Below are 16,263 nucleotides of genomic sequence, written 5' to 3'. Positions count from 1 at the left end.
AAGGAGACAATTATGCGTTTAATATTATTTATCGCCATGGCGGCATCGACCATTATATCTATCAATGCCTCAACAGCAAAAGATATAATATCAGAATTAGATATCGCAGTTAGAAAATTAAATGCTCTATATTACAATAATACTACGTCTTGCCTTCAAGCTTCTAATAACGGACCATCTGCTGTAAATTGCTCCGGCATATTTATTCATGGTATCGAGTACACTCAGCAACATGTCTGGATACCAGACCAGAATGACCCTAGAAAAGCCGTATCTTTTTCTTACCTGAGATCAGATATACCAACAACAAATTTATATGACGGATCGGGTTTCATATACGATCAGTCAAGTCCTACGCACGAAAATAAAAAACTTCGCCTTTATTGCTTTTACCCATTCGATGCTTTCTCCGCTATGGACGGCTTTCATCCGGCCGCATCCCACGGCTGCGGCTTACCTACCACCATATACAACGATAAAACTGCTTTAGATTATGCGTCCTGTCCGCAAGCCCTCATCACAACAGCAGATCAGTGGATTGCAGAATATCTCACCGATGGCAAACCGTCAGAATTTGTTCCTGAAGGATGTTCCTTCAGCCCAAACGATGCAACGAAATTTCTACAAGTTATTGAGGTGCAAACTAAGACAGATTCAGACACTTGGAACGAACTTATCACCGAGACTTGGACAGAGCAGCAAGCTGAAAGTCTTCCCATAATAGCTTTCTTCTACATAAAAGGTGACGAAAAAAGCGAAGAAATTGCAAAAAACTATCAGACTGACTATTGTAATATGTATAAGAAGTTTTTGCCGGTTGTCAGTCTAGACCTCAGTAAAAGAACTTCAGGTGCTTTTGGTGGAAACTTTAAAGACCAGTATCCATGCTTTTAAAAAAGATTAATTAAAAAATATATCAATTAGCAATCATCGCATATTAAAATGCGATGATTGCTTTATTTTCACCCCCAAATTATTTTAATCGCTATCGCAGCCAATGAAATTGCAATCACAATCTGGGCAATGCGTCCCCAGCGCGAATGTCGCGCCTCGGCCCGACCAATGGCTTCTGCAGTCGCATCGTCAAAGCGAAGACCGTTCGCAGCCATCTCGTCAAGCGCCACGGACGCACGATCCATTCTTGCGACCAGTTCCGGCGTTTTGCGGGTGAAATGCAGCAGCGCATAGGCGCTGTCCTTGGCATCCAGCAACATGCCCTGCGGTCCAAGATTCTTGCGAATCCATCCACCCACGACCGGCTCGGCTGCTTTCCACATGTTGAAATGCGGATCGAGCGTGCGCGAAACACCTTCCACCACAACCATCGTCTTCTGTAGCATCAGCAGCTCAGGCCGTGTTTCCATGTCAAACAACTCAGTCACTTCAAACAGAAGCGTGAGCAGCTTTGCCATGGAAATGGTTTCGGCTGGTTGTCCGTGGATAGGCTCGCCAATCGCGCGGATTGCTTGCGCAAAGCTCGCCACATCGTGCTTGTGCGGAACATAACCGGCTTCAAAATGCACTTCCGCGACGCGCCGATAATCGCGTGTGATGAAGCCATAGAGAATTTCTGCAAGGAAGCGCCGTTGATCCTTGTTAAGCCGTCCGGTAATTCCAAAATCCACGGCGACAATCGTGCCTTTGGGATCAACGAACAGATTACCCGGATGCATGTCGGCGTGGAAAAACCCATCGCGCAACGTATGACGCAGGAAAGACTGGATCAGCGTTTCAGCGAGCTTCTTGAGATCGAAGCCAGCGGCTCCCAGCCCTTCAATGTCCGACATCTTGATGCCGTCGATCCATTCGAGCGTCAGGACATCGCGGCCCGTCCGCTCCCAGTCAACATCGGGAACGCGGAAACCTTCATCATCCTTGATGTTCTCGGCAATCTCGGAAAGTGCCGCTGCCTCAAGCCGCAGATCCATTTCGATACGCGTTGTCTGTTGAAGCGTTTCGACCATCTCGACAGGTCGCAAGCGGCGCGTGAAAGGCACATGCCGCTCCTGCATACGGGCGACCATGAAAAAGCTTTCAAGATCGCGCGCAAACCGCTGGCGGACACCCGGACGGATAACCTTGACGGCAACCTTGTGCGGCGCGCCATCTTTCATCACATAGGCAGGATGGACCTGCGCCATAGATGCAGCCGCAATCGGCGCATCAAAACTCACATAAAGATCATCAATCTTGCGACCGAGAGAATTCTCGACTGCCGAAACGGCGTCTGCCTGCGGGAAAAAGTCGAGCCGGTCCTGCAACAGCTCCAGATCGGCGGCAACATCCTTGCCAACAATATCCGGGCGCGTGGCCAGAAACTGTCCAAGCTTCACATAGGAGGGGCCGAGCTTGTTCATCGCACGTGAGATGCGCTCCGAGCGAGGCGCATCTTTCGCCCGCTTGCGCGCAAGAACTTTGGCAAACTTGTGCCCCAGCGCAGGCAGGCCTGCAGCTTCGTCAACCGGAAGCGAACTCAACACGCCTTCGCGTGCCATGATCCAGCCAGCACGCATCAACCGTATGGCAGCAGAAATATTGCTCATATCTGACTCAGAGCTTCCAGCCTGAATGAAGCGCTGCAATTCCACCTGTGAAATTGCGATAGCTCACGCGCTCAAAACCCGCTTCGCGGATCATGCGCGCAAAGTCTTCCTGCTTTGGGAACTTGCGGATCGATTCCACCAGATAGCTGTAGGAATCAGCATCACCCGTGATCATCTTGCCAATCTGCGGGATAGCCTTAAACGACCACTGGTCGTAAACCTTATCGAGAAGCGGCAATTCGACCTCGGAGAATTCAAGGCACAGGAACCGACCGCCCGGCTTCAACACACGATAGGCTTCGGACAGCGCCTTGTCGATATGCGGGACGTTACGGATGCCGAACGAAATTGTGTAGGCATCAAAGCTCGCATCTTCAAACGGCAGCTCTTCTGCGCTCGCTTCAACAAATTCGAGGTTTTCAGCAAGACCCTTCTTGATCGCCCGCTCGCGACCGACACCGAGCATCGAACCGTTAATGTCGAGGATCGTTACATGCGCCTGCCGCCCAGAAGCTTCTACAATACGAAATGCAATATCGCCCGTACCGCCTGCAACATCGAGCGACTTGAAGCCCGGACGCCTGGATGGCGCAAGCCAGCTGATCATCGCGTCTTTCCAGACGCGGTGCATACCAGCGGACATGAGATCGTTCATCACGTCATAACGCTTGGCGACCTTATGGAAAACGTCGTTGACCAGCCCCTGCTTTTCGCTCTCATTCACTGCCTTGAAGCCGAACGAATGCTCCATGCCACCATGTGCGCCCACGCGGTCTGCATTGCCTGTCTGCTGGCCCATAACTCACCTGCCGGTTCATGTGCGAAACGAAGCCGATCTCCGTTTTCCGTTTGCCTGATGCATATAAAGCTTGTACCGGACGATACAAGCACAGACCGCAAGCCGATACCCCTTTTGTGATCGGTACTTGCGTATCTGTGCAAAATGTTCAAAGAAATAGAAAACTGTGCGTGTGCGCCTGCCACGCGTTCTCTTCGGCCCAATTAGCCGTTAAAGTCGATAAAGATAACAAGAAAAGTGGAAACACCATGGGCGTTAATGTCGTCAGCCATCCGCTTGTCCAGCACAAGCTCACTATCATGCGCAAGCGCGAAACTTCAACCGCCAGCTTCCGCCGTCTGTTGAAAGAAATTTCGCTGCTGCTTTGCTATGAAGTGACCCGCGACCTCGAACTGACTACCATGCAGATCGAAACACCGATGATGCCCATGGAAGCTCCGACACTGGAAGGCAAGAAGCTGGTTTTCGCTTCGATTCTGCGTGCCGGTAACGGCCTGCTGGAAGGTATGCTGGATCTGGTTCCCGCCGCACGCGTGGCGCATATCGGCCTTTATCGCGATCACGATACGCTGCAGCCAATCGAATATTACTTCAAGGCTCCGGAAGATATCGTCAACCGCCTCATCATCGTGGTCGATCCAATGCTTGCAACTGGCCACTCCGCCATTGCGGCCATCGACAAGCTGAAGGAACGCGGCGCAACCAACATCAAGTTCCTTTGTCTGCTGGCAGCGCCTGAAGGCATCGAACGCTTCACCCAAGCGCACCCGGATGTTGATGTCTTCACCGCCTCAATCGACGAGAGCCTAGATGAAAAGGGCTATATTATACCGGGCCTCGGCGATGCGGGCGACCGCATGTACGGCACGAAGTAAGTTTCGAGAAAGACAGACTGATCCGCGTTCCGACCGCTCGATAATTGTTATTGTGCGGTTAGCGCGGATTTTTTCATTTTCAGCTTGAGAAAAATGGAGCAGCGCTCATGTCCACCGACGCTCGTCTGACAGAACTCGAAATTCGGGTCGTTGAACAGGAAAAAACAATTGAAGAACTATCAGCCGTTCTGGCCGAACAATGGAAAACAATTGATCAGTTGAACAAGAAACTGTCAGCCCTCACAGACCGCTTCCTGACACTTGAAGAGCAGACCGCACCGGAAATCCCGGTCACGAAGCCCCCGCACTGGTAAAATCATGATTGAAATCATTACGCTTGAAGACCACAACGATCTTGCGGCCATCTGCGCCGAATGGAACCACAAAGAGTGGGGCAAGGAAGCAGGTGCAACCGAAGAGCAAATAGCCTCGGCATTGCAAGACCTCATCCACTCGACCGATGGTCAGGCTGTTCGTGCTGCCTTGTGGAATGGCGAACTCGCAGGCTTTGTTCTGCTGATTCATAATGATCTCGACAGCCACCCTCACCTCAAGCCATGGGTTGCAAGCCTGCTCGTTGCACCGGAATTTCGTGGGCGAGGTATTGCGAAGGCGCTCATGGCTTCAATTGAAGCAGCGGCCCACGAACTCGGCTATGGTGAAGTCTATCTCTATACCGACAAGCCTGATCTTTATCGCAAAATCGCCTGGAATGATTTTGAGACACTCACCGGCGAAGATGAAGGCATGTTGATCCTTCATAAGAAGATCGCGCAGGTTTAACCGCGCGATCCATTTTCATTCTTATGTTGCCGCCGGTATCGGGCAACTCACGCCCGTTCCGCGCAAGCCGCAATAGCCATTCGGGTTCTTGGCCAGATACTGCTGATGATAATCCTCCGCATAATAGAATGTCGGAGCATCGGCGATTTCCGTTGTAATCGGGCCGAGACCACGCGCGGATAGCGCCGATTGATATGCGTCCCGGCTCTTCTCAACCGCTACGCGATCCGTATCGTCAAAAGTGTAGATCACTGAGCGATATGTTGTGCCAATATCATTGCCCTGTCGCATACCCTGTGTCGGATCATGCTCTTCCCAAAACAGCGCAAGCAGTTTATCAAGGCTCACAACCTTTGGATCGTAAACCACAAGAACAACTTCGGCATGACCGGTCAAACCCGTACAGGTTTCCTCATAGGTTGGATTGGGTGTGATCCCTCCCGCATAGCCAACGGCTGTCACATAAACGCCCGGGGCCTGCCAGAAAAGCCGCTCGGCGCCCCAGAAGCACCCCATCCCGAACATGACCTGTTTCAGGCCCTCCGGCCATGGGCCCTTCAGCGGATGTCCTGAAACAAAATGCGCAGTAGCGGTCGGGATCGGCGACGCCCTGCCCGGCAAGGCATCCGAAGGGGAAGGCATTTCAATTTTCTTGCGATAGCTGTCCAGAAAACCCATCTAACACCTCCTTATGCATGTCATGTGAGGCGGAAACCTTCACACAACATGAACAAACAAATTCATAGAGCGCCGTATAAAGGCGTATAAAGATCGCTCTCATACTCTTACAACAGAGCGTAGAAACCGAAGCAAACTGTTTAGCGTGCGGTGAATTGTAAGAAACGTTTCTCGCGGCGATGGCCGGCAACGTAAAACAATAGGGCCAACACACCGAACACGACCCAGCCCGGCTGTTCGAGAGCGGAAACGATGATTCCGTTCCAAACTCCTGCCGATATATAGTGTGTCACAAGAGCTTCTGCATCCCCCAGAATTTCAGGTGCTGCTCTCGCCCATATATCCAGAAGAGGCTTGGTAACAAATGCTGAAGCGCCCACCGAGCGCGCTCCGTCCAGAATCGCAAATATGACACCAAGCGCCAGACAAACGACAGCGAAACTACGCAAAACAAAACGGATCACGATTCTTGTCCTGTTTCTTTAGATTCCACGCCGTGAAATCCTGCCCGGCACATTATCCAGTCTATATTTCGCAACAACCCAATTATAGCATGACGTTGCGCTAAACCCAAAATGCGTAAAATCACCCATGGATCACGCAGAAATTCTCTATTTAATAACAATAACTTATAGAGATTTCAAAAAGCTTCTCTAGGACCAGAAGATTTTAATGCGGAAAAGCCAAATAAGAGTTGAACATCAGCCCATTCTGGCTATATTGCGCGCCGCAGGGGCTTTTTTGGTAGGCAACCGATACCTGATTTGAAAGCCCTTACTTGCTTGCGTAGATTCTGATCTTCAGACGATATCACAATAGCAATAGACGGAGAGGTGGCCGAGTGGTTGAAGGCGCACGCCTGGAAAGTGTGTATACGGGGAACCGTATCGCGGGTTCGAATCCCGCTCTCTCCGCCAGATAATCTCCATAAGTAATTGAATTTATTATGTTTTTATCTCAGTAAATTTATCTCTTCCCCCAAAAAATCCCCCAATGCGTTTTAGTAGGCTCAGAACCTCTTTGGAATTTGCCGGAATATTTTTGATAAACATTGATATTAAATCAAATCACCCCCCGCGCGTACTGCGCAGAAAATCATCTGCCATATGCTGGCCTATAAACTGCCTCAAAAAAACAGCAGACGATCCGCGTTTCTCCAACCCTCGCCGTTGCCATATTGATTTCCTTTAATTGCATTCAAAGCCTATAGACAGAATGACAAAGCACGGCACCAACGCACGGTACGACTAACGCGTGAAAATGGCCTGAAGGCACGAAAGAAGACCCGGTTCAAGCGAACCACCGACAGCAATCATGGTGAGCTTATCGCGCCCAATCTTGTGGATCAGGGCTTCACTTGTGGCGGACCGGATCAGAAACGGGGTGTCGATATCAGTAACATATGCACCGCAGAAGGCTGGCTATATCTGGCAATGGTTGTCGATCTTTATTCGCGTCGCATCATTGGCTGGGAAGCGCGCGATCGAATGAAAAAGGACCTTGCTATCAGCGCCCTGCAGAAGGCGATTGCAATCCGGCAACCAAAGCCGGGGTTGATCCCGCATTCGGACAGGGGAAGCCAATATGCCATTTATGAGTATCGCAAAATCCTCAAAGCGCACAGCATGCTTCCATCCATGAGCGGTAAAGGAAATTGATATGACAATGCAATGGTGGACACCGTCTTCAAGACCATCAAATCAGAACTGATCTGGCACAGTGTATTCCAGACCAGAAATGACGCAATCAAAGCAATTGGCGAATACTTTGACAGCTTCTATAATCCTGCGCGCAGACATTCTGCACTCGGGTATAAATCGCCAATGGTATTCGAGGCGAAGAACCGAAAATTGATGCACGCTAGCGGCGGAGAGCCGGGACGGGTGGATCGGGTCTGGGACACGATCCTCATGGCAAGAGGTGGCCAACCCGAAAAAGTCGCCCGCGCGATTGTGTGGCTGGCGAGTGACGAGGCCTCCTTGATTACCGGTAGATTCCTCGATGTCACCGGAGGTAAGTGAACGAAGCACCTTTGCGAATTTTGTCGAGGTATTAGGCGTTGGCCTCGACGTCAGGGACGTCAAAAAGCAGTTAGTCCCGGAGAACATCCCAAAATCGCTCACGCATAATGAACGTTCCTGATCGGAACAAAACAGTAAGGAAGTATCGCGGGCATCTGTAATTACGCCTCAACCATGGCCGTAAGTGCAGCCCGACCGATGTCTGCCGTGGCGCGAAGATCGCGCGCAGTCGCTCCGTCTTTGGCCTGAACGGCAATGCCTTGCAAGACAGCGCAGACGAAGCGCGCAGCCTCGCCACAGCGAGCTGATGGCAGCCAATGCCGAAGGTCATTCTCAAGGCGTACTGCCATATCGTGTCGGCGGATAGTAAGCTCGTCGCTCAGTCGAACGTGATCTGGGTGGCAGAAAAGCAATCCTATTGAAACCATGCATCCGCGCTCGCCCTGCTCCCCCGTCACTCTCTCGATGGCTTGGTCGAACAGATGCGAAAGGGCTTCGTCGAGGGTCAGGGCTTCGTCGTCACTACGGGAAAGCGTGAATTCTGTCGCCGCCGAGTAGCGATCCAGAGCCTCGCGATATAGCCCGGTTTTGCTTCCGAACGCGGCATAGAGACTGGGAGGCGCTATACCAATCGCTTCGGTCAGCATGGCAAGCGAAACCCCCTCATATCCGTACCTCCAGAAGAGGTGCATTGCTGTCTCAATCGCGTCGTCGCGATCAAAGCCACGAGGGCGACCACCTTTATTCGGTTCCTGTTTCATATCGATCACTAAATAACCGTTGACCGCGACAAGTCAACGAGTTTAGATATGTAGTGATCAATAAATAAGGTGTGACATGATCCTCAAAACCTATGCACGGATGTTTTCAGCAGACTGCGATGCAACGCTGGCCACCCTCGAACGGCTTCACGGTCGCAAAGCGCATGTGCGGTTTCGCTTCGGCGAATGGGATTTGGCCGGCGTTGGGGACATGTTCGTTGTCGCGGGAACGGAGGAGTCACTCGCACCAATTCGGGATAGCCACGGCCCTGTCATCGTGCGCGATATCGAGGCAATTGAAGCCGAGCTGCTTGCGTGCGGAGCAACCATCACTCAGCCGATCGTAGATGTTCCTACAGGGCGGATGCTCTATGCCCGCCACGCCGATGGCCTCCACGTCGAATATGTGGAGTGGACGGATGAGCTCGTTGAAAAATTTATCCGCAAGCCGCAACGCGGCGGACGCTTGTCATCCGAACTGTAAACGGTGCTGGCTGCCGTATGCATGCGTAATATGGCCACGAGCCACGCGAGCATGTTGCCACATCATCATCGAAGACGTGCAGCGTTAAGGTGAATGGGGTGGTGTGCCTCGGGACGAAAAATACTGCGCTGGCGTGCTTCCCAAGGCCTTCTTGAACATCGTTATGAACGCGTTGACCGACTCATATCCCAGTTCGGCGGCCACATTCTGCACCGTTTCTCCGCTCGCCAGTTCGCGCAGCGCGACGACAAGGTGGAGTTGCTGCCGCCAGCGCCCGAACGTTAGTCCCGTCTCCCGGATCAGCAGGCGGGCCAGTGACCGGTCGCTCATTGCGAGCTGCTTCGCCCAATCGCTCAATGTGCTGCGATCTGAAGGCTCGATCGTCAGAGCGTCTGCCATCTCCCGGATTTTTGGGTGGCTGGAGATTGGTAGGTTGAACCGCTCACGTGGCATCTGTGCCAGTTCATCGAGGATGACCCGCGCCATCCGGGCGGCGTGGCTGTCGGCGAGATAGTCAGCGCGCTCGCGAGCAAGCCGATCCACCATCTCCCGGATCATGGTAGACACCGCCAAGGTGCAACTGACTTCCGGTAAATTCGCCGCGTCTGGCTCGACGAACAGATAGTTAAGCCGCGCATTTGCCGTCGCTCGGGCGCTATGCGGCACACCCCCAGGTATCCAGACGCCACAACTAGGAGGCACGATCCAGATTTCGTTGCCCGCAGTGCAGGTGACGGCTCCATGTAGGGCAAGAATCAACTGGCCCTTGCGATGTACGTGCAGAGGCACTTCCGCCTCGTGATCGGCGAAATTGAGCTTGTGGGCGACCGCAGGCAGAAAGGTGAGGTCGGGATCGAAAAGGGAGACAGCAGATCGCAACAAGGACATCAGTATGGCCGTTTTTAGGTATTTTATGTCATAATATCGAATTTATTTGCTTTTGCAAATCGGTCACAACTCGCGGCATGAACACCATGCCATCCGTAAACACCCCCTCAAGCAAGACTGTTGCAGCTATTTTTGAAGCTGGAACCAGCTTCTTGCACTCACCCTCCCTGAAGGCGGATGCGGATGCGATCCTGTTTTCGGCGAAGAGTTTCTCCGCAGCAATGCTGGCTTACTACCTTTCGCTGAGTATCGGGCTTCCCAAACCGTTTTGGGCCATTGTAACTGTCTATATCGTCTCGCAGACGTCTGCCGGGGCCTCCATCAGCCGTGGTGTCTATCGCTTCGCTGGGACGCTGGCTGGTGCTATAGCAACGGTCGCGATCGTTCCTAACTTCGTGAACGATCCGTTAGTGTGCAGCATCGTGCTTGCGGGCTGGATCGGCCTTTGCCTTTTTTTCTCCCTGCTCGATCGTACACCACGCGCTTATGCCTTTGTTCTTGCCGGCTATACTGCGAGCCTGATCGGGTTCCCGAGCGTGCTTGATCCAGGCGCGGTTTTCGAGACGGCGTCGGTGCGCGTGCAGGAAATCTCGATCGGGATTCTGTGCGCAGTCATGATACATCGCTACATCCTGCCGAAACGCATGACCGGCCAGTTTACCCGCAAGCTATCGGCCACGCTGCGGGACGCCCGTCGGATGGCAGGTGATGCGCTGACTGGAACGCCCGGAGAAAGCCGTCGTGACCGTCACCAGCTTGCAGCGGACCTGCTAGCAATCCAGGGGCTTGCCACGCATCTGCCCTATGATCCGGCGCCTACACCGCCACGCCAGATACTGCAACTCATCCATGACCGGCTTGCACGCTTGCTGTGGCTCGCGACTGAGATCGAGGATCGGATTTCGGCTCTTCGTTTAGGGGACGGTAAAGTGGCTAGTGAGTTGATCGCCTTGGTCGGTGAAATCAGTGCCTGGGCCACAGACGCCGAAACGGAAGACCTGGAGGCTGCTGCAGCCCAACTCATCGCGCGCGCACGATCAATCCAGAAGCGCTTTGGCACCGACGCTACCATGCCCGGCGACAGGCTTGCGGCCAACCTCGCAGGTCATCTCGCCGAAATGGTCGGTCTGCTGCACGACTGTGACAGGCTCGGGCAGAACATCGCAGCGACCGGGCGATTGCGCGATGCCAGGTCGCTTCATGGACCGAAGCGGGCGAAGGGCTATGTCTATCACCGCGATCCCTGGGTGGCAGGGCGTACCGCACTGGGCGCGATCATCGGTATTCTCTTTGGCTGCGCCTTCTGGATCTGGGCGGCCTGGCCGGAGGGCGGAATGGCCGTATCCATTCTTGGCGTCTGCTGCACCCTGTTCGGTAATTTCGATGCGCCTGTGCCCTTTATTATCAAATATATGATCGGCTGTGTATACGGGGTTGTTATCAGCCTTATATACAGCTTCGTCATCCTGCCTCAGGTGACCGACTTTTGGGTTCTTGTCGCAGTGCTTGCGCCTGCGTTCCTGTTTGCTGGCTCTCTCCAAGCACGCCTTCCAACAACCTTCATGGCACTCGGCATCACGCTAACTATTCCGATCCTCTCGGCTCTCGGTCCTTATTACACCGGAGACTTCGCCACCTCATTCAACAGTGTGATCGCGCTGTTCGCAGCGGTCGGTTTCGGTGCGGTTAGCATGTCTCTGTTCCAGACCATGCCGGTCGATGGAGCGATCAACCGCTTGCTTCGCTTAAGCCGCCGGGATGTTGGCCGACGCGCGCTTGGCGCCGCGCCTAACGAAGCACGCTGGACAAGCCTGATGATTGATCGGACAGCCTTGCTTCTCCCAAGGTTGCGGCTGACCGGCAAAGCCTATCCCGATGTGCTCGACGATACGTTGCACCATCTTCGCATCGGGCATGTCGTCGGACAGCTTCATAAGACGATTCCACAGATCAAGGGTGAGGTCGGCGTCGAACTGAGAGAACTTCTATCAGTCATCGCCAAGCACTTCATTGGCGGGAAGCCGCCAAAAACGACGGGCCTTCTCGACCTCAATCAGCAGATTGAGTCCCTGATCGAGAAGACGGCAGATAGCCTGCTCAGGAACCGCCTGCAGATTGTAGATCTGCTCATCGACCTGCAGTTCGCGCTTGGCTCTCAAGCAGACAAGAGGATTATGGCCGATGATCGTTGATCTCGATGTCGGAGGCGTCCTGATGCCCGGCCTCGTTGCGCTCGCGTTCGTCGCGCTTATCGCCACCATGGCAGTGCTCCGGCTGCTTGCCGCCTCGGGTCTCAATCGCCTGTTTGCTTATCGGCCGCTGGTCGAACTCGCTACCTTTGTCATCATCTACGGTCTGCTCGTGCTGTACCTGCCATTGATCGGACTCCTGCCTTGAAACCTGTTTTATCCCTGCTTGGGCGCTATGTCTTGACCCTTTGCCTCGTCGCCGTCTCCGCCTTTATCGCGCTGAAGGCGTGGTACCATTACGAGCGAACGCCTTGGACCCGCGATGGCCGGGTTGGCGTCGATGTCGTACAGATCGCGCCGGAAGTCTCCGGCACGGTCAACGCAGTTCCCGTGGTTGATAACCAATATGTTCGTCGAGGTGACATCCTTTACGAGATCGATCCCGCGCGGCTGAGGCTGGCAGTGTCCCTGGCTGAGGCTGAGGTCGAAGCCAAGCGCCAGGATATGATCGTTCGTCAGGCAACGGCGCGGCGGCATAGCCAGCTCAAGGACGTTGTCTCCCAGGAGGCGGCTCAGCAATCGAACGGTGCGGCTGCGGTCGCGGGTGCTGCCTATCAGTCAGCAGTAGCGGCGCTCGATCTGGCCAAGCTCAACCTTGCGCGCTCGACTGTCCGCGCGCCGGTCGACGGTTATGTCACCAATTTAAGGCTTCGGCCGGGCGATTATGCGACGGCTGGTGTGACAAAGGTCGCTGTCCTCGACGCCGCCAGCTTCTGGATCACGGGTTATTTCGAGGAGACGAAGGTCCGACAGATCCGCGTTGGCGCGCCAGCGCGGATCATGCTGATGGGCTTTGATCAGCCCGTTACTGGACATGTCGAAAGCCTCGGACGAGGGATCGACAACAGCAACGACGCGCCCGGTCATCTCGGCCTGCCCAATGTGGCCGCGACATTTTCCTGGGTGCGGCTTGCCCAGCGCATCCCGGTGCGCATCCATATCGATCGGGTGCCTTCCGATGTCGATCTCGCGGCGGGCATGACAGCAACCGTCGAGATCATTCCTGCGGCAGGTGATGTGACCATGGGTGCGCAGCCATGAAGCGAGCGCTTGCCTTACTTTCGGCCCCGTTGCTGGCCAGTTGCATCGCCGGTCCAGCTTATCATGGACTTTCCCCCGATTTAGTGGAGAGGTTCTGACACTAATTTACGGTTTATCATCTCGAACTTGATCGGCGATTTATACCCGAGTGCAGAATGTCTGCGCGCAGGATTATAAAAGCCGTCAAAGTATTCGCCAATGGCTTTGATTGCGTCATTTCTGGTCTGGAATACACTGTGCCAGATCAGTTCTGATTTGATGGTCTTGAAGATGGTTTCCACCATTGCATTGTCATAGCAATTTCCTTTGCTGCTCATGGATGGAAGCATGCTGTGCACTTTGAGGATTTTGCGATACTCATAACTGGCATATTGGCGTCCCCTGTCCGAATGCTGGATCAACCCCGGCTTTGGTTGCCGGATTGCAATCGCCTTCTGCAGGGCCTGATGGCGAGGTCCTTTTTCATTCGATCGCGCGCTTCCCAGCCAATGATGCGACGCGAATAAAGATCGACAACCATTGCCAGATATAGCCAGCCTTCTGCGGTCCATATGTTACTGATATCGACACGCCATTTCTGATCTGGTCCGTCACAAGTGAAGTCCTGATCCACAAGATTGGGCGCGACAGGAAGAACTGGTTACGGATATGCGCCAGCACGATCATGTCCTCGAACTGGCGATGACCGGGAGCCCGCCGCTTCCAGACATGATAACCGCTGAGGCTGACGCCCGCAAAGGTGCACAAACGCGACAGAGAAATGTGGGCCTTCTCAGTATCAATGAAGGCGAATCTCATCGATTTGTCTCCCGTGCGAAGAAGGCCGTCGCTTTTCTAGCAGGTCACGTTCCTGTCGCAGAAGTTCATTCTCCTTGCGCAGCCGGGCAAGCTCCTGGCTCATGTCTCATGCGGACCAGAAAGCAGATCTTTCTCAGCAAAATCGCGCCGGCAACGGTCAAGCGTTGACTTACCAATCCCAAGGTCCGCCACAACCAACGATACCCCCGCGACCACTCGTCGTCAGAATGCGGACCGCCTTCCGTTTGAACTCGCTGTAAATTCGCGCTGCTTCAATTCTAAGTCTCCTGTCTGTTATCTCTAACAGAAGCCCTCCACTTTTGAAGGAGAAGTCCAGACAGCACCTGTTTGAAAAAGGTGATGGTACCATTTTTAACCAAAGAACGAGTGTTTCCTTGTTTAACATCCTTCATTCTGTAAATCAGTCATCGATAGAGCCAAATAATCACTCGCCTTTAAGTGACCTTAATTGATTCATTGCTTTTTCAACGAGAACGCGGGAGTCTCAAGCGTCAGCCATATATTTCTTCCGGGTCGCTGACGGGGCTGCATGGTCCATGCCCGCAATCTGAAAGGAGGACTATATGTCTTCCAATGTCCATCTCGTCGACTTCCATATCAGCAACAGAATCCTAAACAAGATGATGTTGAAAGCCGGTTACGTCACATCCAAAATGAAACCTCTTCCTGGTCCGCTATTTTGTCAATCAAGTTTGGTTTTAAGGAACTTTATGTCAGGTGTAATGCGCAACCACCAAATCGCTTCGGCACCGTTTCCGGACGATGCCTTTGGATATGGAACCCCATAGCCTAAAAATACGACGTAGAGGTGAGCAGCTGTTCTGTGCGAATGCTCACCTATAATAATTAATGTAAATGTTTGCATTCATAGAGAATAATTTAAGCTTCAATATAATTATCTTAAAATATTATTAGATATAAATTGACAATGCGATTATTTTTCTCTATTAATAAACAATCGATATTTTGTTGAAGAGTTTTTGCTTATTGCACACTTAGCACCGTGCGCTGATCGAACCCCCTTTTTAAAATTCGTATCACTTTTCGTCACGCATTCGCGTGTCGTTATTTCTAATTCTACGAAAGGGTTCATCATGAACACCGGAACAGTTAAATGGTTCAACTCCACAAAAGGCTTTGGCTTCATTCAGCCTGATAATGGCGGAGCAGACACATTTGTTCATATCTCAGCCGTTGAGCGCTCGGGTTTGTTTTCTCTCAATGAAGGCCAGAAATTGACTTACGATCTCGAACAGGATCGCAAGTCGGGTAAAATGTCGGCCTGTAACCTTCAGGCTGCTTAGCAAAGTATTCTTCTATTCTTTGACCACGGATGTACTGGCATCGGATAAGAAGATTGCTCTTGAAAGGTCGAGTGCACGCTCGGCCTTTTTTTATCTCATTTCTCAATAGTCTAGATTTTAAGGAGAGAGTTTTGAAAACTATAAATGAAAAATTATCAGATGGTTTTACATACGGCCGAAGAGCTTTGGCCCCTTCATCAGTTGCACCGCTATTGAAGCACTCCAATAGAACATTGCACAGCGAATGGTCGAAGCTGTCAAATGTCTTGCGACGGAGTGGCGGCGGCTGCTCAACAAGCCGTACACGATAAAAGAGCTTCATCTTGGAGAACGTAATCATGATTAAAGAACACACAAAAGATACACTTTTTAAACCGGCACTTTCACGGATGGAGGTGCAGAAGGCCGCAACAGATCGGAGCGCAAAGGCGATCCTGAGCCAGGAAAAGAGTTTGAAAGATGAAAAAACCCTCCGTTTGAGGGCAGCTCGCTTCGCACGCGATCAAAACGCTTAAAAAATAAGGGAAGCCCAATTGCAGGTTCTTGTCAGGGATAACAACATTGATCAGGCGCTCCGCGTCCTTAAAAAGAAAATGCAGCGTGAAGGAATATTCCGGGAATTAAAAGCACGCCGCGCATATGAAAAGCCATCTGAGCGACGTATCCGCGAAAAGGAAGCGGCAATCGGGCGAGCGAAAAAAGATGCTAAAAAGAAAGCTCAGCGTGAAGGTCTGGTACCAAAAAATAAAAGAAAACCAACCGTTCGCCCAGCATACCAAACAAGTTCACCTCAACAATACAAAGTTTCTTAACGATCCGCCGTATCAGCTATACCCTCCTCGAGCCGAACTTCGTTAGTCAATCGACTGCCAAGCCAAGCGAGTGCTCGGCAGCTCACGAATCTTGGTTACCGCTGTGCCCTGAATGTCTTTCTGGCGGCTTTAGAAACCCGATTTAGATAACCTTGAGCTTTGAAAAAACAGCAAAACCTAGAAGCAACCATATCCGCAAGATAAGT

General features: G+C 52.3%; 18 protein-coding genes, 1 tRNA gene and 2 pseudogenes. 14 read left to right on the top strand and 7 right to left on the bottom strand.

The genetic code is table 11. From position 1 onward, the window contains the following. The first annotated feature begins 12 nt into the window (after positions 1–12). Complete coding sequence (locus tag H5024_RS03965; protein WP_187544122.1) at positions 13–894, top strand: hypothetical protein; 882 nt, start codon at positions 13–15, stop codon at positions 892–894. A gap of 68 nt (positions 895–962) precedes the next feature. On the opposite strand, the gene ubiB is transcribed toward H5024_RS03965, so the two are convergent. Together ubiB and ubiE are read right to left on the bottom strand one after the other, a co-directional pair. Then, the gene (gene ubiB / locus H5024_RS03960) at positions 963–2,543 is read right to left on the bottom strand and encodes a 2-polyprenylphenol 6-hydroxylase (RefSeq protein ID WP_187544121.1); all 1,581 of its coding nucleotides are present in this window, start codon (positions 2,541–2,543) and stop codon (positions 963–965) included. 7 nt (positions 2,544–2,550) lie between these two features. Then, positions 2,551–3,342 (bottom strand): bifunctional demethylmenaquinone methyltransferase/2-methoxy-6-polyprenyl-1,4-benzoquinol methylase UbiE, encoded by a 792-nt coding sequence (ubiE, locus tag H5024_RS03955; RefSeq protein WP_187544120.1) that lies wholly within the window; start codon positions 3,340–3,342, stop codon positions 2,551–2,553. A 248-nt stretch (positions 3,343–3,590) separates the two neighbouring features. Between ubiE and upp the strand changes: the two genes are divergently transcribed. The 3 genes from upp (at position 3,591) to H5024_RS03940 (ending at position 5,000) form a co-directional block, all read left to right on the top strand. Then, a complete protein-coding gene (upp, locus tag H5024_RS03950; RefSeq protein WP_187544119.1) occupies positions 3,591–4,217 on the top strand; it encodes a uracil phosphoribosyltransferase in 627 nt (208 codons plus the stop codon). 107 nt (positions 4,218–4,324) lie between these two features. Further along, on the top strand, positions 4,325–4,531 hold the full coding sequence (locus H5024_RS03945) for a SlyX family protein (RefSeq protein WP_187544118.1): 207 nt from the start codon (positions 4,325–4,327) through the stop codon (positions 4,529–4,531). Between the two features lie 4 nt (positions 4,532–4,535). Beyond that, positions 4,536–5,000 carry a GNAT family N-acetyltransferase gene (locus tag H5024_RS03940; RefSeq protein ID WP_187544117.1) on the top strand — a complete coding sequence of 155 codons (465 nt, stop codon included), beginning with the start codon at positions 4,536–4,538 and terminating at the stop codon, positions 4,998–5,000. A 21-nt stretch (positions 5,001–5,021) separates the two neighbouring features. Here the strand turns inward: H5024_RS03940 and msrA are convergent, their stop codons facing one another. Together msrA and H5024_RS03930 are read right to left on the bottom strand one after the other, a co-directional pair. Next, on the bottom strand, positions 5,022–5,678 hold the full coding sequence (gene msrA / locus H5024_RS03935; RefSeq protein ID WP_187544116.1) for a peptide-methionine (S)-S-oxide reductase MsrA: 657 nt from the start codon (positions 5,676–5,678) through the stop codon (positions 5,022–5,024). A gap of 140 nt (positions 5,679–5,818) precedes the next feature. Next, a complete protein-coding gene (locus tag H5024_RS03930; RefSeq protein WP_187544115.1) occupies positions 5,819–6,142 on the bottom strand; it encodes a hypothetical protein in 324 nt (107 codons plus the stop codon). A gap of 363 nt (positions 6,143–6,505) precedes the next feature. On the opposite strand from H5024_RS03930, the gene H5024_RS03925 reads away from it, so the two are divergent. The 3 genes and pseudogenes from H5024_RS03925 (at position 6,506) to H5024_RS03915 (ending at position 7,699) form a co-directional block, all read left to right on the top strand. Then, positions 6,506–6,595: transfer RNA gene (locus H5024_RS03925), tRNA-Ser, on the top strand. A 327-nt stretch (positions 6,596–6,922) separates the two neighbouring features. Continuing rightward, positions 6,923–7,516, top strand: a pseudogene (locus tag H5024_RS03920) (IS3 family transposase); the annotation flags it as partial. Then, entirely contained in the window at positions 7,502–7,699 is a 198-nt protein-coding gene (locus H5024_RS03915; RefSeq protein WP_348770685.1) for an SDR family oxidoreductase, read from the top strand. The pseudogene H5024_RS03920 and the gene H5024_RS03915, both read left to right, overlap by 15 nt. Positions 7,700–7,860: 161 nt before the next feature. Here H5024_RS03915 and H5024_RS03910 read toward each other — a convergent pair whose 3' ends face one another. Then, positions 7,861–8,460 carry a TetR/AcrR family transcriptional regulator gene (locus H5024_RS03910; protein WP_187544114.1) on the bottom strand — a complete coding sequence of 200 codons (600 nt, stop codon included), beginning with the start codon at positions 8,458–8,460 and terminating at the stop codon, positions 7,861–7,863. Between the two features lie 76 nt (positions 8,461–8,536). Between H5024_RS03910 and H5024_RS03905 the strand changes: the two genes are divergently transcribed. Further along, complete coding sequence (locus H5024_RS03905) at positions 8,537–8,944, top strand: VOC family protein (protein ID WP_187544113.1); 408 nt, start codon at positions 8,537–8,539, stop codon at positions 8,942–8,944. A gap of 84 nt (positions 8,945–9,028) precedes the next feature. On the opposite strand, the gene H5024_RS03900 is transcribed toward H5024_RS03905, so the two are convergent. After that, complete coding sequence (locus H5024_RS03900; protein WP_187544112.1) at positions 9,029–9,832, bottom strand: helix-turn-helix transcriptional regulator; 804 nt, start codon at positions 9,830–9,832, stop codon at positions 9,029–9,031. Between the two features lie 86 nt (positions 9,833–9,918). Here H5024_RS03900 and H5024_RS03895 point away from each other — a divergent pair, with 86 nt between their 5' ends. Genes H5024_RS03895 through H5024_RS03885 form a run of 3 tightly spaced genes read left to right on the top strand, consistent with a single transcriptional unit; the run spans position 9,919 to position 13,122 of the window. Then, positions 9,919–12,024, top strand: a complete 2,106-nt coding sequence (locus H5024_RS03895; RefSeq protein ID WP_210309588.1) for an FUSC family protein — start codon at positions 9,919–9,921, stop codon at positions 12,022–12,024. After that, complete coding sequence (locus H5024_RS03890) at positions 12,014–12,229, top strand: DUF1656 domain-containing protein (RefSeq protein WP_187544110.1); 216 nt, start codon at positions 12,014–12,016, stop codon at positions 12,227–12,229. Before H5024_RS03895 ends, H5024_RS03890 begins: the two co-directional genes overlap by 11 nt. Beyond that, positions 12,226–13,122, top strand: coding sequence for an efflux RND transporter periplasmic adaptor subunit (locus tag H5024_RS03885; RefSeq protein ID WP_187544109.1), 897 nt, complete (start codon positions 12,226–12,228; stop codon positions 13,120–13,122). Before H5024_RS03890 ends, H5024_RS03885 begins: the two co-directional genes overlap by 4 nt. Before the next feature lie 80 nt (positions 13,123–13,202). Here H5024_RS03885 and H5024_RS03880 read toward each other — a convergent pair. Next, positions 13,203–14,197: pseudogene (locus H5024_RS03880) on the bottom strand (IS3 family transposase). A gap of 838 nt (positions 14,198–15,035) precedes the next feature. Between H5024_RS03880 and H5024_RS03875 the strand changes: the two are divergent. From H5024_RS03875 to rpsU, 3 genes are all read left to right on the top strand, one after another. Next, positions 15,036–15,245, top strand: coding sequence for a cold-shock protein (locus tag H5024_RS03875; RefSeq protein ID WP_187544108.1), 210 nt, complete (start codon positions 15,036–15,038; stop codon positions 15,243–15,245). Positions 15,246–15,583: 338 nt separating this feature from the next. Continuing rightward, the gene (locus H5024_RS03870) at positions 15,584–15,760 is read left to right on the top strand and encodes a hypothetical protein (RefSeq protein ID WP_187544107.1); all 177 of its coding nucleotides are present in this window, start codon (positions 15,584–15,586) and stop codon (positions 15,758–15,760) included. Positions 15,761–15,778: 18 nt separating this feature from the next. Continuing rightward, the gene (gene rpsU / locus H5024_RS03865) at positions 15,779–16,057 is read left to right on the top strand and encodes a 30S ribosomal protein S21 (RefSeq protein WP_187544106.1); all 279 of its coding nucleotides are present in this window, start codon (positions 15,779–15,781) and stop codon (positions 16,055–16,057) included. Positions 16,058–16,263: the final 206 nt, after the last annotated feature.

Origin of the sequence: Ochrobactrum sp. Marseille-Q0166 (genome assembly GCF_014397025.1) — a bacterium.
Taxonomy (GTDB): Bacteria; Pseudomonadota; Alphaproteobacteria; order Rhizobiales; family Rhizobiaceae; genus Brucella.
The sequence above is the reverse complement of the archived record's forward strand: the minus strand, read 5'-3'. Positions and strand labels throughout refer to the sequence as shown.